21 protein-coding genes are annotated in these 20,628 nt (G+C 66.6%); 12 read left to right on the top strand and 9 right to left on the bottom strand.

All coding sequences use genetic code 11. The features are described 5' to 3' along the window. Window positions 1–20: 20 nt before the first annotated feature. Together QAD21_RS22050 and QAD21_RS22055 are read right to left on the bottom strand one after the other, a co-directional pair. A complete protein-coding gene (locus QAD21_RS22050) occupies window positions 21–1,115 on the bottom strand; it encodes an ABC transporter permease (protein ID WP_280361839.1) in 1,095 nt (364 codons plus the stop codon). Continuing rightward, window positions 1,097–2,659 (bottom strand): ABC transporter substrate-binding protein, encoded by a 1,563-nt coding sequence (locus QAD21_RS22055; RefSeq protein ID WP_280360263.1) that lies wholly within the window; start codon window positions 2,657–2,659, stop codon window positions 1,097–1,099. The genes QAD21_RS22050 and QAD21_RS22055 overlap by 19 nt, the downstream gene beginning before the upstream one ends. A 216-nt stretch (window positions 2,660–2,875) precedes the next feature. On the opposite strand from QAD21_RS22055, the gene QAD21_RS22060 reads away from it, so the two are divergent. Continuing rightward, window positions 2,876–3,169 (top strand): helix-turn-helix domain-containing protein, encoded by a 294-nt coding sequence (locus QAD21_RS22060; protein WP_068971395.1) that lies wholly within the window; start codon window positions 2,876–2,878, stop codon window positions 3,167–3,169. A gap of 22 nt (window positions 3,170–3,191) precedes the next feature. Continuing rightward, window positions 3,192–4,049 carry an alpha/beta fold hydrolase gene (locus QAD21_RS22065; RefSeq protein WP_068971390.1) on the top strand — a complete coding sequence of 286 codons (858 nt, stop codon included), beginning with the start codon at window positions 3,192–3,194 and terminating at the stop codon, window positions 4,047–4,049. 26 nt (window positions 4,050–4,075) lie between these two features. Here QAD21_RS22065 and QAD21_RS22070 read toward each other — a convergent pair whose 3' ends face one another. Beyond that, the gene (locus tag QAD21_RS22070; protein ID WP_240198779.1) at window positions 4,076–4,249 is read right to left on the bottom strand and encodes a hypothetical protein; all 174 of its coding nucleotides are present in this window, start codon (window positions 4,247–4,249) and stop codon (window positions 4,076–4,078) included. Between the two features lie 761 nt (window positions 4,250–5,010). On the opposite strand from QAD21_RS22070, the gene QAD21_RS22075 reads away from it, so the two are divergent. Continuing rightward, window positions 5,011–5,685 (top strand): slipin family protein, encoded by a 675-nt coding sequence (locus QAD21_RS22075; protein WP_205333653.1) that lies wholly within the window; start codon window positions 5,011–5,013, stop codon window positions 5,683–5,685. Window positions 5,686–5,835: 150 nt separating this feature from the next. Here QAD21_RS22075 and QAD21_RS22080 read toward each other — a convergent pair whose 3' ends face one another. Beyond that, window positions 5,836–8,037, bottom strand: coding sequence for a 3-hydroxyacyl-CoA dehydrogenase NAD-binding domain-containing protein (locus tag QAD21_RS22080; RefSeq protein WP_205333654.1), 2,202 nt, complete (start codon window positions 8,035–8,037; stop codon window positions 5,836–5,838). Window positions 8,038–8,149: 112 nt separating this feature from the next. Then, on the bottom strand, window positions 8,150–9,361 hold the full coding sequence (locus tag QAD21_RS22085; RefSeq protein ID WP_058252264.1) for an acetyl-CoA C-acetyltransferase: 1,212 nt from the start codon (window positions 9,359–9,361) through the stop codon (window positions 8,150–8,152). Window positions 9,362–9,490: 129 nt separating this feature from the next. On the opposite strand from QAD21_RS22085, the gene QAD21_RS22090 reads away from it, so the two are divergent. The 7 genes from QAD21_RS22090 (at window position 9,491) to QAD21_RS22120 (ending at window position 15,308) form a co-directional block, all read left to right on the top strand. Then, window positions 9,491–10,663 carry a TetR/AcrR family transcriptional regulator gene (locus tag QAD21_RS22090; RefSeq protein WP_058252320.1) on the top strand — a complete coding sequence of 391 codons (1,173 nt, stop codon included), beginning with the start codon at window positions 9,491–9,493 and terminating at the stop codon, window positions 10,661–10,663. 94 nt (window positions 10,664–10,757) lie between these two features. Continuing rightward, window positions 10,758–11,411 carry a TetR/AcrR family transcriptional regulator gene (locus QAD21_RS22095; RefSeq protein ID WP_280360264.1) on the top strand — a complete coding sequence of 218 codons (654 nt, stop codon included), beginning with the start codon at window positions 10,758–10,760 and terminating at the stop codon, window positions 11,409–11,411. Between the two features lie 29 nt (window positions 11,412–11,440). Further along, the gene (locus QAD21_RS22100; protein ID WP_068971386.1) at window positions 11,441–12,364 is read left to right on the top strand and encodes an adenylate/guanylate cyclase domain-containing protein; all 924 of its coding nucleotides are present in this window, start codon (window positions 11,441–11,443) and stop codon (window positions 12,362–12,364) included. Between the two features lie 144 nt (window positions 12,365–12,508). Then, a complete protein-coding gene (locus QAD21_RS22105) occupies window positions 12,509–12,934 on the top strand; it encodes a hypothetical protein (RefSeq protein ID WP_189340106.1) in 426 nt (141 codons plus the stop codon). A 27-nt stretch (window positions 12,935–12,961) separates the two neighbouring features. Beyond that, window positions 12,962–14,104: a hypothetical protein gene (locus QAD21_RS22110; protein ID WP_223258952.1), complete on the top strand. Its 1,143-nt coding sequence runs from the start codon at window positions 12,962–12,964 to the stop codon at window positions 14,102–14,104. A 183-nt stretch (window positions 14,105–14,287) separates the two neighbouring features. Then, a complete protein-coding gene (locus QAD21_RS22115) occupies window positions 14,288–14,815 on the top strand; it encodes an acetyltransferase (protein WP_068971422.1) in 528 nt (175 codons plus the stop codon). Window positions 14,816–15,122: 307 nt separating this feature from the next. Further along, the gene (locus QAD21_RS22120) at window positions 15,123–15,308 is read left to right on the top strand and encodes a hypothetical protein (RefSeq protein ID WP_139115536.1); all 186 of its coding nucleotides are present in this window, start codon (window positions 15,123–15,125) and stop codon (window positions 15,306–15,308) included. 82 nt (window positions 15,309–15,390) lie between these two features. On the opposite strand, the gene QAD21_RS22125 is transcribed toward QAD21_RS22120, so the two are convergent. Genes QAD21_RS22125 through QAD21_RS22140 form a run of 4 tightly spaced genes read right to left on the bottom strand, consistent with a single transcriptional unit; the run spans window position 15,391 to window position 18,441 of the window. Further along, window positions 15,391–16,479 carry an ATP-binding cassette domain-containing protein gene (locus QAD21_RS22125; RefSeq protein WP_068971421.1) on the bottom strand — a complete coding sequence of 363 codons (1,089 nt, stop codon included), beginning with the start codon at window positions 16,477–16,479 and terminating at the stop codon, window positions 15,391–15,393. Beyond that, a complete protein-coding gene (locus QAD21_RS22130; RefSeq protein ID WP_068971420.1) occupies window positions 16,476–17,252 on the bottom strand; it encodes an ABC transporter permease in 777 nt (258 codons plus the stop codon). The genes QAD21_RS22125 and QAD21_RS22130 overlap by 4 nt, the downstream gene beginning before the upstream one ends. 35 nt (window positions 17,253–17,287) lie before the next feature. Further along, complete coding sequence (gene modA, locus QAD21_RS22135) at window positions 17,288–18,043, bottom strand: molybdate ABC transporter substrate-binding protein (RefSeq protein WP_068971419.1); 756 nt, start codon at window positions 18,041–18,043, stop codon at window positions 17,288–17,290. Then, window positions 18,040–18,441 carry a TOBE domain-containing protein gene (locus QAD21_RS22140; protein WP_068971418.1) on the bottom strand — a complete coding sequence of 134 codons (402 nt, stop codon included), beginning with the start codon at window positions 18,439–18,441 and terminating at the stop codon, window positions 18,040–18,042. Before QAD21_RS22140 ends, modA begins: the two co-directional genes overlap by 4 nt. Before the next feature lie 281 nt (window positions 18,442–18,722). On the opposite strand from QAD21_RS22140, the gene QAD21_RS22145 reads away from it, so the two are divergent. Both QAD21_RS22145 and QAD21_RS22150 read left to right on the top strand, forming a co-directional pair. Then, window positions 18,723–19,757, top strand: a complete 1,035-nt coding sequence (locus QAD21_RS22145; protein WP_065630304.1) for an ATP-binding cassette domain-containing protein — start codon at window positions 18,723–18,725, stop codon at window positions 19,755–19,757. Next, window positions 19,757–20,602 carry an ABC transporter permease gene (locus QAD21_RS22150; RefSeq protein ID WP_058252273.1) on the top strand — a complete coding sequence of 282 codons (846 nt, stop codon included), beginning with the start codon at window positions 19,757–19,759 and terminating at the stop codon, window positions 20,600–20,602. Before QAD21_RS22145 ends, QAD21_RS22150 begins: the two co-directional genes overlap by 1 nt. Window positions 20,603–20,628 lie beyond the last annotated feature (26 nt).

A 20,628-nucleotide genomic window follows, 5' to 3' on the forward strand; every position in this document is an offset into this window, starting at 1 on the left:
CGTCGCGCCACCGATCGCCGTCACGCGGTCAGTCCGATCCGCGGATCGATCGCCACCGCCGCCGCGTCGGACAGCGCCGACCCGAGGAGGACGAGCACGGCCGAACCGACGGCGAGTGCAGCGAGCAACGAGAAGTCCAGGGCGACGGCCGAATCGACCAGGGCTTCGGCGAGACCCGGCCATCCGAACACGGTCTCGACGATGGCCGCGCCGGCGATGAGTTCGGGCAGCCGGGTCCCGAGGAGTGCGAGTGTCGGCAGCACCGACACCGGAACCACGTGTCCTCGCAGCAGCGTCCACCCGTTCACGCCACGGGCACGGGCGGCCCGCACCGCGTCCGAACCGGTGGCCTCGACGACGGCCGTGCGCATGGTCAGGAGCAACCACGGAACCATCGACACCGTCAGGGCCAGGTACGGCAACACGGCATGGGTGACCAGCCCGTCGAGCGAGTAGTCGTCGCCGGGGCGTCGGGCGCCGGAGGTCGGGAACCAGCCGAGCGCGACCGCGAAGGTGCTGACCAGCACGAGCGACACCACGAACGGTGGGGTCGCGGCCAGCATGGCCGCCAGCGCCGTACACGCCCGATCCGACAGCCCTCCCCGCCGCATGCCGATGACGGCACCGCCGACGACGGCGATCAGCGCGGCGGAGACCAGCGCGGCCGCCGACATCCCGAGGGTGAACGGAAGTCGTTGCGCGATCACATCTCCCACCGCCTGGCCCTGGGTCGACGACCAGCCCAGGTCGCCATGGAAGAGCGCGACCCACCAGTTCCACCAGGCGCTCAGCCAGTGCTGGTCCAGGTCGTAGGCGGCCGCGATAGCCTCCCGCTGGGCGGGGGTCGCCGACTGGTAGTCGTCACCGAGATGAGCGGTGAGCGGATCGAAGGGCGACGCCGCGGCGACGGCGAAGATCCCCAGCGACACCAGGATCGTCGTGGGGATCATCAGTAGGACGCGCCGGAGCAGGAGCCGGCCGCCGCGGCGCGCCCGCGAGTCGCGTCCTCGCGATCGCTCACGCCGAGGCCGTTCGAGCCGGGAGCGATCGTCCGCGTCGACGTCGCGTGCAGACCCTACCGACGAGGTGAGCGCTGTCACGAAACCGGCTGCCAGGACGGGATGTTCCACCACGGACCCCAGGTCACCCCGTGCGAATGGGGCTCCAGAATCGGTGCGTCGTGCCGCCAGCCCTCGCCGCGGACGGCATAGGTGTGGTGGAGAAAGGCCAGGAAGACGTAGGACGGCTGGGCCACATAGACCTGCTGGATGCGTTGGTAGCGCAGGTCGTTGTCCGGCCCGGGCGCGCTCGCGCGGGCCTCGTCGAGCAGCGCGTCCAGCCCGGGGGCGGTGAGGTCACCGGGGTTGGAGTACGGCGACGAGTCCGGAAACCGGGTGTGCAGCGTGTCGTAGATCTGCGAGTCGATGCTGTAGGGCGTCGCTCCCCCACCCAGAACCACTGCTGCCGTCGACAATTCGGAGTCGATGTCGTCCCAGCTGGTACCGCGGGTGAGCACCTCGACGCCGATCGGTTTCATCGCCGCCGCGAACGCGACCGCGAGGTCGCGGCGAAGGGTGTCCTGCGCGTTGTAGAGAAGCGGGAACGATGCGCGATCGGCGCCGCGGACACGTACGCCGTCGGCGCCCGTCCGCCACCCCGCCGCGTCGAGTGCCGCCCTCGCACCGTCGGCGTCGAACTCGAACTGCGCGCCCTCGTCGTAGACGCTCGCCCCGTATACCGGAGCGACCGGGGTGCTCGCGGGTTCGCCGTCACCGGTGAGCACATCGTCGACGACTGCCTGCCGGTCGACCCCCAGGTTCATGGCGAGGCGCGCCGCCGGATCGGCGGTGAAGGGGTTCGCGCTCGGCAGCGAGATGCCGCGCCAGTCAGCGGATTTCACCGAGATCACGTCGATGCCGTCACGGCCCTCGAGGCCTTCGGCGAGTCTCGGCGGCAGATTCGCGCCGTCGATCTCGCCGGCCGCGATCCGCTGTGCGCGGGTGTTGTCGTCGGGCACGTGGGTGTAGACGAGGCGCTGCACCGCGGGCCGATTGCCCCAATGATCCTCACGCGCAACGAAAACGGACTGGTCGGGTTCGAGCGATTCCAGCCGGTAGGCCCCAGTGCCCACCGGTTCGGTGTTCAGCGCCCACTCCGCGGCCGGCGCGTCCTCCACCCGTTCCGACGGTACGACGCCCACCAGGAGGTAGGGCGACGGATCGGCGTCGGTGTTCATCCGGACCGTCACCGCCCGCGGCCCGTCGGCCTCGACCGCGACGATCGGCGCGAAGTCGGTGGAGATCGACGACGCCACCCGCGAATCGACGACCGCCCGGTACGTCGCGACGACGTCGGCGGCGTCGAAATCGGTGCCGTCGGAGAACGAGATGCCACTCTTGAGCGGCACCCGCCACGTCCGCGGCGCGACGCGCTCGGGCCGGGACTCGGCCAGGGCCGGGACGAGGTCGGGAACACGGTCATCGCCGTCCGCGGCCGGGACGAGCAAGCCATCGTAGACGGGTGAGACACCGAGCTGCGCGTAGCCCAGCATCGGGTTGAAGTCGCCGAGCGCCTGGCCCTCCCCGAGCACGATCTGATCGGCCACCGTGGGCTGATCCGACGCCGAGCAGCCGGCGAGTGCGACAGTCGCGAGCAGCACAGCAGCTCCGGCCGTGGCGACTCCGCGAACGACCGACGACGCTCCCCCTACATCTGTGTGCACGGACATATGTTCCCCCAGACACACATTTGCCGCCACCGGGGGCGGCGGTGAACGATGGGCGGTATACCTGCAGCAACACCGAGAGGACGAGGAGAGCCGGTGACCGACTTCGACCCGAACTCGTTTGACGCGGACTCCTGGGCTGCACGGTTCATGCTGCTCAGCGACCCGAACCGGCTCCGGCTCGTCGCGGAGATGCATGCCCACCCGGGGTCGACCGTGGCCGAGCTCGCCACCCGCATCGGCATCACCGAGAACGCCGCGTCGCAGTCGATCCGCAAACTGCGCGACCAGGGGTGGGTCCGTTCGGAGAAGGCCGGCCGGATGGTCCACTACGAGGTGGTCGGCGACGCGATCGTGCACCGCATCCTGCACGACATCATCGGGGTCGGACATCTGACCGCAGCGGATCGGCCGGATCACGCCCACCCGGTGACAACGGATTAGAACACGTTCTAGTCTGGTCGACGTGGATGTCACCTTCGATGCGACCAAACGGGAACTGACGACCGACCAGGGCACGCTGCGCTATCACGAGGCCGGTGACGCCGACGCGCCGCCGTTGATCCTCTTGCACGGGTCGGGCCCCGGCGTGACCGGCTGGCGCAACTACCGCGGGAACCTCGGTCACTTCGCACAGACGCACCATTGTTTCGTTCTCGAGTTCCCCGGCTTCGGCGTCAGCGACGCCGTCGAAGGCCACCCGGTGCTGACCGCCGGCGGTTCGGTCATCCGGTTCATGGACGCGCTAGGCATCGACAAGGCCGCGATGATCGGCAACTCGATGGGCGGCGTCGTCGGCGTCAACCTGGCGATCAAGAAGCCCGAGCGCGTCGAGAAGCTCGTGACCATCGGCGGCGTCGGCCCGAATGTGTTCAGCCCCAGCCCCAGTGAGGGCCTCCGACTCCTGCAGGAGTTCACCGACGCCCCGGACAAGGACAAGCTCGTCCGCTGGCTCACCTCGATGGTCTTCGACCGCGCCCTGGTCACCGAGGAACTGATCGCCGAGCGCTGGGAGGCCGCCATCAATCCCGACGCGCAGAAGACGGCGCAGATGATGTACGGCTCGGCGGCATTCGAGATGCAGCAGCAGTTCATGGCCGCGTCCGACAACCCGCCGTACTGGGCGTCGATGCACAAAGTCGCCTGCCCGACGCTGCTGACCTGGGGCCGCGACGACCGTGTCAGCCCACCTGACATGGCACTGGTCCCGATGCGCCTGATCCCCGACGCCGAGTTGCACATCTTCCCGAGGTGCGGGCACTGGGTGATGATCGAGGCCAAGGCTGCGTTCGAGGCGACGGTGGGGGCCTTCCTCGCCCGGTGACATCGATGTGGGAGAGGTTCTCCCGGTCAAGCCCCCCGCGACCACAACAGGTACCCCACCGCGAGCGCGAACACACCGGGACCCAGACACACCAGGTGGTCGCGGGTCACCGCCTCGTCGAGGTCGGCGTCGGAGAGTCCGGCGCGCACCGCGTGCTCGCGCAGGATGAGGCCGGAACGATCAGTGGGTATCGGGATCACGCGCACTTGGACGTGCGACGACCCCCTACGGTTCCATCCCCGCCCCCGGCCCGAAAGAATGACCGACTTATCCTGCTCCCTGATCCGAAAGAACGACACAACCGCTGGTCTGTTGGGGTGCAAGCGATGTCCTCCCTCTGCGCCCTGAGGTGCGAGGAGCGCCAGCGACGAGCCTCGAAGGGTTTGGCGCCGCATCTCACCGGGACCCTTCGTGACGGCCTCCGCAAGCTCCGGCCTCCTCAGGGAGCGATAGTTGGGCTCGCTCCGACCACAACGAGTTCTTCCGCAGTCCACGACGGCCACCAGGCCGCGGATACTGAGGACCAACCGATCCCGCTGTGGCAGCGACCGATCGAATCCGCCCACCCCCCGCTCCCTGAGGAGCGCCCGGAGCTTGCGGAGGGCGCGTCACGAAGGGTCACCCCCGCCACTCGCCGTTATTCCGTTGCGCCCCAGTGTACGACGCTGGCATAGTTCCCGTTCGGCACGAGACCAGCAGACCGGAGCGGGGTACCGCGAAGTGTTTCTGCGCGTCGGAATCCTCGTCCGCCTTCAGATGGCAAGGGATACATCCCGAACAGGTTCGAGTCCTGACACGGCACCGCTCCCGGGAGCACGGGCCGGCCGGTCCTGTGGTCGTCGTCCGAGTCGTCCTCGACTCCGCGGCGCACCCCACCGGCTCGCCCACCCACGAGCGGTGTCGCCATCCGAACCCATGCCCGACCCGACAAGCATTGCGACGCAACGGAAGGAGGATCGTCATGCTGTTCCACAACCGAATCACCGTCTCGCCGGGTCACACCGTGCTGGCCTACCGGGGTACCGCCGTCCAGGCACTGCCCGCCGGCCGCCACCGTGTGCGCAAGCCTGACGCCACGTTCGACGTCGACCTGCGCGAGCGACTGATCCCCGTCGCGCCGCAGGAGGTACTCACCGCCGACTCCATGTCGGTCCGTGTCTCGATGACGTTGCGCGCCTGCGTGATCGACGCGGTGGCCTTCGTCGAGCGGTCTGCCGACCCGATCGGCGCGGTCTACCTGGCCGCGCAGGTCGCGCTGCGCGAGGTCTGCGCCGGCGTGGGTTCGGACGACCTCGTCCGTCGCGGCGAGGCCGTCGACGTCACGCCGATCCGCGCCGCGGCTGCCGAGGTAGCCGGCACCGTCGGTCTGGAGGTTCTCGAGGTCGTCATTCGCGACGTCATCGTCCCGGCCGAGGTCCGCACCGCGGCCCTCGAGGTGATCACGGCGAAGACCCGCGGTCAGGCCAAGCTCGAGGCGGCACGCGCGGAGACCGCCGCGCTGCGCGCGCTGGCCAACGCGGGCCGGTTGCTCGATGCCCACCCGGCACTGGCCCAGCTGCGCCTCGTCGAGGCGGTGCCCTACGGCGCCCGCGTCGTCCTCAGCGTCGGCGGCGCCGAGGTGGCGACCGAGGACTGAGCCTTCCCGCGGTCCCGTTTCCGTCCCGCTGATCAGATCAGATCATCGGCATGGAAATGGCGACGCGGGAACGGTTCTGGCACAGCAAAGCCCCGGCCGGAACGAATCCGGCCGGGGCCCTTGTTGTCTGCTGGTCACCCAGCGAGATCGTCAATTCGCAGTGAGGTTCTCGTTGGTCAGCTTGGTGACACCCTGGTCAGCCTTCTCGACGAGCGAGGCCGGCGGCTCGAAGTGCTTGCCGTACTTGCCGGCAAGTTCCTTGGCACGCGCGACGAAACCGGGCACGCCACCCTCGTAGCCGTTGATGTACTGGATGACACCACCGGTCCAGGCCGGGAAGCCGATGCCGAAGATCGAACCGATGTTGGCGTCCTCGACGGAGGTGAGCACACCCTCGTCGAAGCACTTGACGGTCTCGAGGGCTTCGGCAAAGAGCATGCGCTCCTTCATGTCCTCGAGCGGGATCTCCGTGGTACCCGACTTGAACTGCTCACGCAGACCCGGCCAGAGCTGGGTGCGCTTGCCGTTCTCGTCGTAGTCGTAGAAGCCCTTGCCGTCCTTCTTGGCGGTACGGCCGTTCTCGACCATCCAGTCGACGACGGCGTTCGAGCCGTGCTGCGGAACTTCCTTGCCCTCTGCCTTGAGCGCCGCCTCGGTCTCCTTGCGGATCTTCTGCGGCAGGGTCAGGGTCAGCTCGTCCATGAGCTGGAGCGGCGCGGCCGGGTAACCGGCCTGGGTGCCCGCATGCTCGATGAACGCCGGTTCGACGCCCTCACCGACGGCCGCGATGGCCTCGTTGATGAAGGTGCCGATGACGCGGCTGGTGAAGAAGCCACGGCTGTCGTTGACGACGATCGGGGTCTTGCGGATCTGTAGGGTGTAGTCGATGACCTTGGCCAGCACGGCATCCGAGGTCTTCTCACCCTTGATGATCTCGACCAGCGGCATCTTGTCGACCGGCGAGAAGAAGTGGATACCGATGAAGTCCTCGGACCGCTTCACGCTCTCGGCGAGGATGGTGATCGGCAGGGTCGAGGTGTTGGAACCCAGGACGGCGTCGGGCTCGACGATGTCCTCGATCTCCTGGAACACCTTGCGCTTGACCTCGACCGACTCGAAGGCGGCCTCGATGACGAGGTCGACGCCCTTGAAGTCCTGGGGATCGACGGTCGGGTGGATGCGGGCGAGGAGTGCGTCGCTCTTCTCCTGGGTGGTCTTGCCCTTGGCGAGAGCCTTCTCCTCGAGCTTCTCCGAGTACCCCTTGCCGCGCTTGGCAGCGTCGAGGTCGATGTCCTTGAGGACGACCTCGATGCCGGCCTTCGCCGACACGTAAGCGATTGCCGCGCCCATCATTCCGGCGCCGATGACGCCGACCTTCTTGGCGGTGAACTTGTCATAGCCCTCGGGGCGCGAGCCGCCGCCGTTGATGTGCTGCAGGTCGAAGAAGAACGCCTTGATCATGTTCTGCGCGACCTGGCCGGTGACCAGCGAGACGAAGTAGCGGGTCTCGATGATGTCGGCGGTGTCGACATCGACGTAGGCGCCTTCGACGGCAGCGGCCAGGATGGCGCGCGGCGCCGGCATGTTGGCGCCCTTGATCTGCTTGCGCAGCAGGGCCGGAAGAGCCGGGAGGTTCGCGGCGAACGCCGGGTTGGTGGGAGCACCGCCCGGGATCTTGTAGCCCTTGACGTCGAACGGCTGCTGGGCCTCGGGATTCTCCTTGATCCAGGCCTTGGCGGCGGGGACCAGTTCTTCGATGGACCCGACGACCTCGTTGACCAGACCGGTCTCCTTGGCCTTGGTCGGGTTGAAACGCTGGCCCTGGAGCAGGACGCCCATCAGGGCGTTCTGGATACCGAGCAGACGGACGGTACGGACGACGCCGCCGCCGCCGGGCAGCAGGCCGAGGGTGGCCTCGGGCAGACCGATCTGAACACCCTTGACGTCCGCGGCGATGCGGTAGTGGGTGTGCAGCGCGATCTCCAGGCCGCCGCCGAGCGCGGCACCGTTGATGGCCGCGACGACCGGCTTGCCCAGGGTCTCGAGACGACGCAGCACCTTCTTCATGGCGTTGGTGGTCTCGGTGATCTGCGTGGCGATCTCCTCCTTGGAGACACCGCTGCGATCGCTCGTCATGTCCTTGAGGTCGCCGCCGGCGAAGAAGGTCTTCTTCGCGGAGGTGAGGACGACACCGGTGATGTCGTCCTTCTCGGCCTCCAGGCGATCGACGGTCGCGGCCATCGACTCCTGGTAGAGCGCGTTCATCGTGTTGGCGCCCTGGTTGGGGTCGTCCATGGTCAGGATGACGACGCCGTCGGCGTCCTTCTCCCAGTTGATCATGTTGTCACTCATGGTGATTCGCAGAGTTCTTTCTCGTGAAGTGGTCATCGCTGCCCCCTGAGGAGCGAGCGAAGCGACGCGCCCCGCCGCCCCCTGAGGAGCGAGCGAAGCGAGCCTCGAAGGGTCAGAGACGCTCGATGACGGTCGCGACGCCCATGCCGCCACCGATGCAGAGGGTGATCAGGCCGTAGCGGCCGCCGGTGCGCTCGAGCTCGTCGAGGCAGGTGCCGTAGATCATCGCGCCGGTTGCACCGAGCGGGTGCCCCATGGCGATCGCGCCACCGTTCACGTTGACCTTCTCGTGCGGGATCTTCAGATCCTTCATCCACTTCATGACGACCGAGGCGAAGGCCTCGTTCAGCTCGAACACGTCGATATCGTCAACCGTCAGGCCGGCCTTCTTCAGAGCCAGCTCGGTGGCCGGAGTCGGGCCGGTGAGCATGATGGTGGGCTCGCTGCCGATCTCGGCGAAGGACACGACGCGGGCGCGCGGGGTCAGGCCGTTGCGCTTGCCCGCCTCCTCGCTGCCGACGAGCACGAGGCCCGAACCGTCGACGATGCCGGAGCTGTTGCCGCCGGTGTGGACGTGGTTGATCTTCTCGACGCTCGGGTACTTCTGCAGTGCCACGTCGTCGAAGCCGGCCATGTCGGCCAGGGCGGCGAAGGCGGCCTTCAGCTTGCCGAGGCTCTCGACGGTGCTGCCGGGACGACGGTGCTCGTCGTGATCGAGGACGGTGACGCCGTTGATGTCCTTGACCGGAACCACGGACTTGGTGAAGTAGCCGCTGTTCCATGCCTTTTCGGCACGAGCCTGCGACTCGGCCGCGTAGGCGTCGACATCCTCGCGCGAGAAGCCCTCGATGGTGGCGATCAGGTCGGCACCGATGCCTTGCGGGACGATGTAGTGGTCGTATGCGGTGGCCGGGTCGGTGAACAGCGCACCGCCGTCGCTGCCCATCGGGACGCGCGACATCGACTCGACGCCACCGGCGAGAACCAGGTCGTCGAAGCCGGAGGCGACCTTGGCCGACGCCAGGTTGACGGCCTCCAGACCCGAGGCGCAGAAGCGGTTGATCTGGGTTCCCGGGACGGTCTCGGGGAGACCGCTGTTGAGGGCGGCGGTGCGCGAGATGACCGCGCCCTGCTCGCCGACCGGGGAGACGACACCGAGGATGACGTCGTTGACGTCGGCCGGATCGAGGCCGCCGTGACGCGACAGGACCTCGTTGATGAGACCGGAGACCAGGTCGACCGGCTTCACGCTGTGCAGCGAACCGCCGCGCTGCTTGCCACGAGGCGTACGGATCGCCTCGTAGATGAATGCTTGATCAGGCACGAAAGTGTTCCTTTCACACGAACCACTGGTTGGTTACCCACCGAGGCTAACGCGGAATAACTAGTTTGGCTATACCCGGTGGTCAAGAGGTCTGGCGTTCTGTCGAATGTGCGCTATGGTCTGTTCACCATGCCTGACCGCAAACCCGCCACCCGCACCAGGGGCGCCGACCGCAAACGACAGCTCGTCGACTCCGCGGCCGCGCTCTTCCTCCAGCGTGGGTATGCGCAGGTCTCGCTGGCCGACATCGCGCGCTCGGCGGGGGTCACCGCGCCGTCGGTGTACCGGCATTTCGACGACAAGCAGTCGCTGCTGGCCGCGGCGGTCCTGGCCGGCGTCGACGATCTCGAGTCCTGCACCGACCGGGCGCTCGCCGACGGCGTCGACGCGAACTCGCTGATCTCGACGGTCTGCGACCTGGCCGTCCAGCGTCCCCAAGCGGCATCGCTGTGGCGATGGACCAGCAACTACCTCACCACCGAACAGAACAAACTGGTGGCAGTCCGCACCCGCGAGGTGATCGGCCACTGGGCGTCGGCGCTCGCCGCCCGGCGCACGGATCTGACCGACCGTGAGGCCGTGCAGTTGGCGTGGGCGGTATTGAGCGTCAGCGGCAGCCTCACCGTGCACCACACCCGCATGTCCGGGGCGCGGGCACGAGACGAGATCGAGAAGCTCATCCGCCGGATTCTCGCCCTGAGCCCCGCTGCGGCACCGCCGTTCGCGACGTCGCCGACGGTCACCTCTGTGCCCGGTTCGCGGCGTGACGAGATCCTCGACGCCGCCGCCGAGTTGTTCGCCGACCGCGGCTACACCGATGTCGGCGTCGACGAGATCGGCGGCGCCGTCGGCATCGCGGGTCCCAGTGTCTACAAACATTTCCCGTCGAAGCTGGCCATCCTCGTCGCCATCGGACAGCGCAGCGGCGCGCGCCTGGAGGCGGGGGTGATGGCGGCCTACGGCGCCACCTCGGACCCCGCGAAATTGCTTGCCTCGCTCGTCGATTCGTATGTCGACGTGATCACCAGCACCCCGGATCTGTCGGTGAGCTTCAACAACTCCCCCGCGCTCGCCGGACAAGCGAGCGCCACCGATCTCGTCGACGTGCAGCGACGTTATGTGGCGCGCTGGGTGGATCTGCTCATGCAAGTCGATCCGGAGATCAAGCGCGATCAAGGCGCGGTCGCCGTGCACGCGGCGCTCTCGATCGTCAACGACGCCGTGCGCATGCGACGCGGCTCGGAGAGTCCGCAGTTCGCCGCGCGGATGGCGTACCTCATGAAGGGCGTGCTCGCGCTCTGATCCGCGCCGACGCGGAGTGCGCTGATTCGTGCCGCGGCTCAGATGAACCCGACGCTGTCCACGTTGTAACGTCCGGCACGAGAGAGGGGGCACGATGTCGGTAGCTGTGGATGACGGTTCCGGATCCAAGCGCGCGCAGATTTTGACCGTCGCGACAGAACACTTCGGCACAGTCGGTTACGAACACACGAAGTGGGCATCGATCGCCGACGAGGTCGGCATCGGACAGACCGCGCTCTACCACTATTTCGAGTCGAAGGCACACTGTCTTCTGACCATCATGCGCATCCAGCTCGCCGATTCGATCGAGCGATTCCGAGCGGGGACCGCCGGTATTCCTGACCCGGTTGAAGCCTTCGGCTCAGCAGTTGCGTCATCGCTGCGCGGGGAAACCGTCGACGTGCTGCAGCGACGAATAGTCCAGAACCAGATTGTCATCCTGGGCACTCCTCGCCGGTCGGACGGAGAAGAGGCCGAACGCGTCCGGTCGCGCGAACTGGTCGCCGAGATCGAGAGCAACTGGGCACACCTGATCAAGCGTGGAATGGACGCCGGCGATTTCGTCGACGGGGACGCCATGCTCCAGGCGCGTCTCGTACTGGGCGTCCTGGGGAGTGTGTGGCGCTGGTACCGCCCGGGTGGCCCGTTGTCTCTCAACGACGTGATCCGCACGGTATCGGACGCGACGATGCGGATGCTCTCCGCGCGTCAGACCGACCCTGCCGGACCGGCCTGCCCGCTATGCTGAGCCGACGCCGGAGATGGGACTCGGATCGGATGAACGACGCCTCGGAAGCGCGGGACCGCCCCCGCTACACTCGCGACGAACTGGTCGCCGAACTCGGACTGTCCGCTGATTTCGCCGAGAAGGCTTGGAATGCATTCGGTTTCGTGCGTCAACCGTCCTCGGACAAGGTTTTCTCCGATCGCGACCTCGCCGCGCTCCGGATGTTCGCATCCTCTTCGGCGGCGATGCCGGAGACCAGCCAGATCGCGATGGCCCGGGCCATCGGACAGACGATGTCCCGACTCGCGGAGTGGGAGGCCGACCTGCTGCGTGACATCGTCGACGACCCCGCGGTGCCGTGGGACTTCGACCAGATGAGTCTCGCGCTCGGCCAGATCCAGCAACTCATCTGGCGTCGGCACATGGCGCAGGCGATCGAGCGTCACACCGATCACTCCGACGACGAGGAGATCGACCTGATCGTCGGCTTCGCCGACATCGTTGGTTACACAAGCCTTTCCCGGCGTATCGATCTGAATGACCTGGAGTCCCTACTCGGTTCGTTCGAGGACGACACCTTCGACGTGGTCGTGGATCATGGTGGTCGCGTCATCAAGACGCTCGGCGACGCGGTGATGTTCACCTTCGACGACGCACCCGCCGCCGCGAGTGCCGCGCTCGAGATCCATCAGCTCTCCACGGACGACAGTCTTCCGCCGTTGCGTGTCGGCATGGCGCGCGGCTCCGTCCTCGCCCGGCTCGGAGACGTCTTCGGCGAGCCGGTGAACATCGCCTCACGCCTCGCCGGATCCGCCCGTCCCGGAACCACACTCATCGACGACGCGATCGCCGACCAGCTCGGCGGTGACGACCGCTTCTACCTCAAATCGATACCGACACTGCGCGTCCGGGGGTACAAACACCTCAAGGCCCGTGTCCTCGAAGCACACCGCAACGGTCCGCTGAGCGACTGACCCACTGGCGAACCTCATTTCGACCGATGGACTTCGATCGAAGTCCATCGGTTGAGTTGAGGTTCGCCGGTCACAGCGACTCGTGGCTGTGGACGGTGGCGAGCTGTTTGCGCCCTGCCCGGCTATCGTCATCGTCGAACATTTATGGTGGTTCGCGAAGTCAAAGGGGGAATTTTGTCGGACATGATCGTCGATCCAGCGGCTGTCGGGGCGTCAGCGACGGAGATCTCAAGATGCGCATCCCGTCTGATGGCGTTGGAGCTCACCTCCAATGCCGGACTGGACGGTACGACAGCGACCTTCAGCCAGCTCGCCGGACAGTTCCGCGGGGCTTCGAGCGATATGTCCGCGGTGGCGGCGGGTGCGGACGAACGGATCGCATCCGCGCTGGCCAATGTGTCCGGCACGGTTTCCTCGTTCTCCGAACTGGTGCTCGGTGCCAAAGACACCACCGTCGAGACCGATCAGGCGAGTGCGAGCACGATCAAGGACGCCACGGCGTATCCCGCACGGCAAGGACAGCAGACCGACCACGTGGTCCCGCTCAGCGTTCTGCTGTCGGTCCAATAGGTCGTGCCGCCCAGCTATGACGACGTCATGTCCTGGAACCCCGAGGTCATGACGTCGATCGCGAATGGGATCACTCGACTGCAGGCACATCTGGAGGTCGAGGCACCAAAGGCCGGAGAACCCGTTCTCAACCTGACGCGTGCTCAGTGGACCGGGATGGCTCGAGGTCCTGCCGATGATCGCGCCGAGGGCCTCACCCGGTGGATTCGCGGTGTGGCCGATGAGTTCGGTGATCTGGCTTCCGTACTCACGAACGGGCAGGTCGGCATTCGCGATGCGATGAAGGCTCTCGAGACCCGAACCAGCCTTGCCGACTCCGACGGCTACGTCCTCGACCGCGGAAGCCGCGAGTACACCGTCAACTTCGACGCCGGTCGCGCACCCGAGGGTGCCGAGTACGACGCGGGACGAGCCTACGAACACCACGCCGCGCTGATCGGTCTCGGCACCGCGGCCGATAACGCGGTCACCGCGACCCGAGACGCGATCAATTCCGCAGTCGGTGAACTCGGCGGCATGACACCCGCTGCGAACGCGGTCAACCGCGGGATCGTCGACGCGACTCTCGCCGCGAGCGACGCCGCCGCTGTGCGCAATGGCACCGCAACTCCCGAGCAGCGTGGGCGATTCCTTCGCGCGATGAACCTGACCCCGGAGCAGTTGGAAAAGCTGAAGGCCGGGGAACCCTCCGACCTGGAACCATCACGACTCCAGTACTTCCTCAACGCGTTGGGACTTGCGGGCATGGACCCGAGGAGCGCGGCCGTCACTGGAGCATTTTCTGCGCTCCAAAGGCGAGGCAATGACATTGAACGTGCTTACAGCCGCCCCCGTCGTGCCGTTGGTCAGGCCGGGATGGGTGCCGACGATATTGCTCGATTGAACTCCGCCGGCAAGAATTTGGCTCGCGGCTCCTTCTGGGCCGGGGTTGCGGTCACCGCTTATGACGAATGGAGCAAGTTTGATCGGGGTGAACAAGACGGCGGTGATGCGATAGCTGGCGGCGCTGGCGCCTTGGGGGGCGGCGCGTTAGGAGGACTCGCTGCAGGAGCAGCCGTCGGGTCCTTTGCCGGCCCCGTCGGTACGGCCATCGGGGCGGGAATCGGTGCCGCTATCGGAAGCAGCGTCGGTGCGAACATCGGCAAGTCGGTGAAAGGTTGGTTTGATTGATGAACACGAGAAGGAACAAGCACGTAGGCGCCCATCACGCAGAGTCGTTTCCGAAAGGCCGTTCCTACTACCTATCCGATGCAACCCATCAGCTCAAGAACATGCTCGTCTGCCTCCCCTCAGGCCTGGCATTCGCCCTCGGGCTCCTAGCCGGAGGAGCTCTCGCGTGACACGAGCAAGCACGTGATCGCGGCAATCGAGTACGCGATCGTGAATCTCGGCAGCACGGCGACGCTTCGCGCTTCGACGCCGACGCTGGATTTTCTGCCGGCACCCGCCTGGTACGCCATGGATGCCGACGCCGCACACGAGGCCGACGCGAGTCGAGTACTCCTCCGTTCGGAAAGTCCGGTTCCAGAGTTCGTCTCGAACGTGGTTGTCCAGTACTTCGACCTGGGCCCCGTCGACGTACTTCGATTGAGCACACTCGACACCACCCTGGACATCACAGCACTGCAAGACGCTACGGTACTGAACCACAGTGCGCACCGAGACGGCTATCTATGTGTGGACGACGGAAGCTACAGAGCCGAAGGCCGCGAATTGCGCCTTCGCCGATCACAGTTGGCCTACCGCGGATCGGACGGGCACTCGATGCTGTCCCTTTTCACGGGTACCGTCCCGATCGCCGATTGGGATCGGGTGAATAGCGAAATCACCGAGATGGAGGACCGTTGGCTGCGGACGACGACAACAAGTGGCGGAAATTGAGAACCTACTTCAGTGGGAGGTTCTCGATGTTCGTCACCTACCCGATCCTGTGTTTCGTGCTCGGGCTAGTGCTGGCCTACTTCACCAGCACGTCCTGACCACGGCGCCGAGAGCTACCGGTGAACCTCACGCCGACTCTTCGACTTCGATCGCAGTCCAGCGGTCGAGCCCTATGTCGGAGTTCGTGTTCGGCGCGACGATGACGCGGCGCGCATCGTCAAGTCGCAGGGAGCAGTATGGAATCGAATCACGACGTCAGAAGCCAACGTCCCTCGCCCGGAACCCTGATGGACGGACAGTCCGATCGATGAGTCGTCAGTATGTCGGACGGCATAGGCACGCCGAAGGTCACGAGCCGGCGGAAGCGTTCTCAGCACGCTTCTCACGGTCGGTGTCGGACACGACCAGCTACCTCATCAACACTGCGATCTGCCTGCCGTCGGGGATCGCATTCATCGCCGGCCTGTTCTGCGGCCACGCGATAGCCGGTTGAGGGGGGCGAGCTCCAACCCCCAGACCTCAACTCGACCGGCAGACCTCGATCGAAGTCTGCCGGTCGAATCGAAGTCTGGCGGTCAGGGCGAGCCGGGACCGATGCCGCTGATCCGCACCTCACTCGCCTTCACCACCAGATACACGGCGAGTCCCGCGACGAGTCCCAGGTCGGCGACCGCCGCCCAGGTGACCTCGGATGCGACAACCTGATCGCCCACCTCGGCGGTGACGACGGCGTGGTCTCCTCGTGGCGCCACGTCTCGCACGGTGGCAGCGACAGTCGTGCGCGGACTACCGTGCGGCGCCTCGAGATAGACCGCAACCGCGCGCGGCGAAAAGGTTGCCGCCGCGGCCCGATCCGGAGGCGGCCCGTCGTCCCCGACGCTTCCGACGACACGATTGCCGAACAGGTCGACGACGGTGCCGCCTCCCTCCAGGCGCCCCACGAACAGGTTGAGCCCGGACAACGACGCCGCGAACCGACTGGTCGGTCGAGTCAGAACATCACGCGCGGAACCGGATTCGACGACGCGACCATCCTCGAGGACCATGATGTCGTCGGCCAGCCCGAGAGCGTCCACCGGATCGTGGGTGACCATGATCGTCGTACGGTCCCGATCGGCGAGAAGGCCGCACAGCAGCGCCCGCAATCGGCTCGCGACGTCGACGTCCAGGGCCCGAAACGGTTCATCCAGCAGCAGGATTCGTGGCTGTGCGGCGAGCGCCCGGGCGATCGCGACCCGCTGTGCCTGGCCGCCGGAGAGCTGGTGCGGTTTACGGTCGGCGAGGGCGGTGACCTCCGTTGCCGTCAGCCAGCGTTCCACTCGTGCCCTGATCTCCGGCCTCGAGAGACGCTGCGCCGAGGGCGCGAACGCCACGTTGTCGGCGACCGTCAGATGCGGGAACAGCCGCGCGTCCTGCGACAGTAATGCGATTCCGCGCCGACTGGGCGGCATGAAGGTCGTCGCGTCACAAAACACCCTGTCGCCGAGCACTATCCGGGACCGATCGTCGCCGCGCACCAGTCCGGCGATCGCGCGCAGCATCGTCGACTTGCCGGCGCCGTTGGGCCCGACGACCGCGGTGGTCGCGCCCGCGGCGAACCGGTGCTCGACCCGCAACGCGGGCACCTCGAGGTCGATGAACACCTCCAGATCCGCGCCGGTCACAAACCACCCCCGACACGCGAACGGCGGCTGTGCACTCCGACGACCACGATCAGGGATACGACAACCAGGATGAGCGACAACGGGATCGCGGCCTGTGGGTCGTCGATGGCCGACACATAGATCGCCAGGGGCGCGGTCTGGGTCACCCCGGGCGCGTTGCCGGCGAACGTGATCGTCGCACCGAACTCGCCCAGCGCCCGCGCGAACGCGAGCACGAGACCCGCGAACAGAGACGGTAGGACCAACGGGAGCGTGACCCGCCAGAGCGTCCGAGTCGGCCCCGCACCCAGGGTCGCGGCGACCTCCTCGTATCGCGTCCCGACGACGCGCACCGCGCCCTCGACGCTGATCACGAGGAAGGGCAGTGCGACGAAACTCTGGGCCAGTACCACCGCCGTTGTCGTGAAGGCGATGTCGATGCCGGCCGCGTGCAGATGTTCACCGACGATCCCGAGCCGGCCGAAGGTGTACAACAGGGCAAGACCACCGACCACGGGCGGTAAGACCAGGGGCAACAACACGAGCGCGCGGAGCACCCGGATCACCGGACCGTCGTGTCGCGCGAACACCAGTGCCATCGGCACCCCGACCATCAGGCAGATGACGGTGCTGCACGCGGCGGTGATCAGTGACAACCGCAGCGCGTCGAGCGACGAGGGCGACGAGATCTGATCGACGAAGGTGCCCCACGGCGAACGGAAGAGCAGCGCCAACGGAGGTAGCACGATCAACACGACGCCGATCAGTGCCAAGCCGTACGTCCAACCGGGCAACCCCGCCGGGTCCCGTCGGGAACGAAGGACCGTGCTCAAGGCGCCCCGAACCCGGCCTCGCGCAGGATGCGCTGACCGTCCGCGCCCAGGACGAGGTCGACGAACTGCGTGGCGAGTTCGCCATCCCCGGCGCCGGCGAGCGCCGCGATCGGATAGGAGTTGACCACGGCGGCGAATGCCGGATCGGTCACGGTGGCCACCTTGTCCCCGGCTCCGCGCGCGTCGGTCACATACACCACGCCCGCATCCGCTTGGCCGGTCGTCACCTTGGTCAGCACCGCGCTCACCGACTGTTCCTCCGAGGCGGCGTCGATGGTGACACCGGTGTTGCGCTCGACGGTCTCGGTCGCGGCGCCGCACGGTTGAGCCGACTGGCAGATGACCGTTGTGACGTCAGGCTTGTTCAGATCGGCGAACGACCGGATCCCGCGGGGATTGCCCGGCGCCGTGACGATCACGAGTGTGTTGGTGGCGAAGACCGCCGGGTCGACGGCGAGATCACCCAGCTTGCGCATGTTCTTCTCGTCGGCGCTCGCGAACACATCGGCCGGCGCCCCCTGCTGGATCTGGTTGGCCAGCGTCGACGATCCGTCGAACGAGAGTCGTACCGTGACGCCGTTGTACTGTGCCTCGAACTCATCGGCGATCGCCGTGAACGTCGTCTTCAGCGACGCCGCCGCCGAGATGTCGAGGGTCGAGGCCGCAGACCCGCCGGCATCTGAGCCACCGGACGAGCACCCTGCCACGATCAGCAGTCCGGCCGCGGCGACCGCGACGATGGACCTCCTCATCTGGCCTCCCTGTTGGTCTCGACGATCACCGTCGTCGCCTTGACGACGGCCGTGGCCACGACGCCGGGTCGTAGATCGAGTTCGTGAACTGCGTCCGCACTCATCAACGACGTCACCTCGAACGGACCGCATTGCAGGGTCACCTGAGCCATCACCGCGTCCGTGCGGACATCGGTGACGAGACCGGTGAACCGATTGCGCGCCGAGCGTCCGACGGACGTCCCGTCGTCAGGTGCCACCGCGCGCTCGCGGGCCAGCGCGGCGAGCCGTGCGCCATCAACGGTGGCGACCGGTCCGCCATCGGACTGTTCCAAGACGCCGGTGGCCACCCATCGTCGAACCGTGTCGTCACTGACGCCGAGCAGGGTGGCTGCGTCTTTGATCCGAATAGCGGTCACGACGACATCCTATCCGCAGATGCGGAGATATCGGACTCCAGCATCCGCAGGCACGGATCTCAAAAAGGTTGACTTCAACTCAACTTGAAGTCTTACGCTCGGTTTCGGTCCGACCGTCGGATTCGCAGCCCCGCAACCGATGAATTCGGTGCGGGCAGACGGTCTGACTTCGAGTACGAGATCGCCACACCCCGAACATGCCCTGAATTGTTCCCTGACGTCACCCGCGCGCCACGTAATTCGGTCGCGGCTGTCACACCCCCTCTATACCGTGGAGAAACATGAGCTCAGTCACAGTTCCCACCACCGCACCGGGAGAAGTCGCGACGGCCGATGTCGCCATCGAGGCCATCGACCTGGTGAAACGCTTCGGCGATTTCACGGCGGTCGACGGCGTCAGTTTCACCGTGCCGCGGGGTTCCGTGCTCGGCCTGCTGGGCCCCAACGGCGCCGGCAAGACCACCACCGTCCGAATGATGACCACCCTGTCGCCGCCCACGAGCGGGACAGCCCGCATCGCCGGCTACGACGTGCGGGAACAGCCCGGGATGGTCCGCCAGAACATGGGCCTCACCGGCCAGGCGGCCACGGTCGACGAGATCCTGACCGGCCGCGAGAACCTCCGCATGATCGGCGGTCTGTACGGCATCGGACGCAAGACCCTCGCGCGTCGATCGGAGGAACTCCTCGAGCAGTTCTCCCTCTCAGAGGCCGGTGACAAACAGGTCAAGTCCTACTCCGGCGGAATGCGCCGCCGACTCGACCTCGCGGTCAGCCTGCTGGCCACGCCACCGGTGCTGTTCCTCGACGAGCCGACCACCGGCCTCGACCCGCGCAGCCGTTCCGAACTCTGGGACGTCCTGCGCGATCTGGTCGCCGACGGAACCACGTTGCTGCTCACCACGCAGTATCTCGAGGAGGCCGACCAACTCGCCGACGACATCGTCGTCATCGACAAGGGCACCATCATCGCGCACGGCACGTCACTGCAGCTCAAGGAGCAGGCCGGTTCGGCCAGCCTGGTGCTGACCGTCTCGCACGCCGACGACCTGACGGCCGCCGAGTCGCTGTTGCGCAAGAACGGGGCGGAGGTGTTCGTCGACGTGGCGGCCCGCCGGCTCACGACAGCCGCGGCCGGCCTGGGCGACCTGCCCCGCGTCGCCGCCTGGTTCGACGAGAGTGGCATCTCCGTCGACGACTTCGGACTCTCCCGGCCGAGCCTCGACGACGTCTTCCTCTCCCTCACCGGCCACCGCGCCGAGGAGTCGAGCAACACCGACGACACCGACAACACCACCGACGAGGAGCGTTCCTGATGACCACCACGGCACAGACCCACGCTGTGGTCGCGGACAAGCCGCGGATCCACCCCACCACGATCTGGCAACAGGCCTGGATCATGGTGAAGCGCAACATGATCCACACCAAACGGATGCCGGAGATGCTCTCCGACGTGACCATTCAGCCGATCATGTTCGTGCTGCTGTTCGCGTACGTGTTCGGCGCGTCGATCCAGACCGACTCGGCGTCGTACAAGGAGTTCCTGCTCCCGGGCATCATGGGTCAGACGATCGTGTTCACCGCGTTCATCGTGTCCACGGGTATCACCGCCGACCTCGAGAAGGGCATCATCGACCGGTTCCGGTCACTGCCCATCCAACGATCGTCGGTGCTGATCGGCCGCAGTATCGCCAGCCTGCTCCACAGTTCGATCGGCATCGTCGTCATGGCCGTGACCGGCCTGGCCATCGGCTGGCGGATCCGGGGCTCGTTCGGTGAGGCGGTCCTCGCATTCGCGCTGCTCCTGCTCTTCGGCTTCGCGATGATCTGGTTCGGCATCCTCATCGGTTCGTGGCTGCGGACGGTCGAGGCCGTCAACGGCTTCATGTTCTCGGTCCTCTTCCCGATCACGTTCCTGTCGAACGCGTTCGTCCCGACCGAGCCGATGCCCACCTGGCTCCGGACGATCGCCGAATGGAACCCGATGTCGTCACTGGTCCAGGCATTGCGTGTGCTGTGGGGTAACGGCCCGGCATTCGGTCCGGATGCGGCTCTCCCGCTGCAATATCCGGTCCTCGCCACCCTGATCTGGACGGTCGCGCTGACGCTCATCTTCGCGCCGTTCGCGCTGCGCGCCTACAACAAGCGAACCTCGGATTAGACCACCACCCGACCGAGGTTCGTCGA

The organism is Gordonia sp. SMJS1 (assembly GCF_029866425.1).
GTDB classification, from domain to species: Bacteria; Actinomycetota; Actinomycetes; order Mycobacteriales; family Mycobacteriaceae; genus Gordonia; species Gordonia hongkongensis.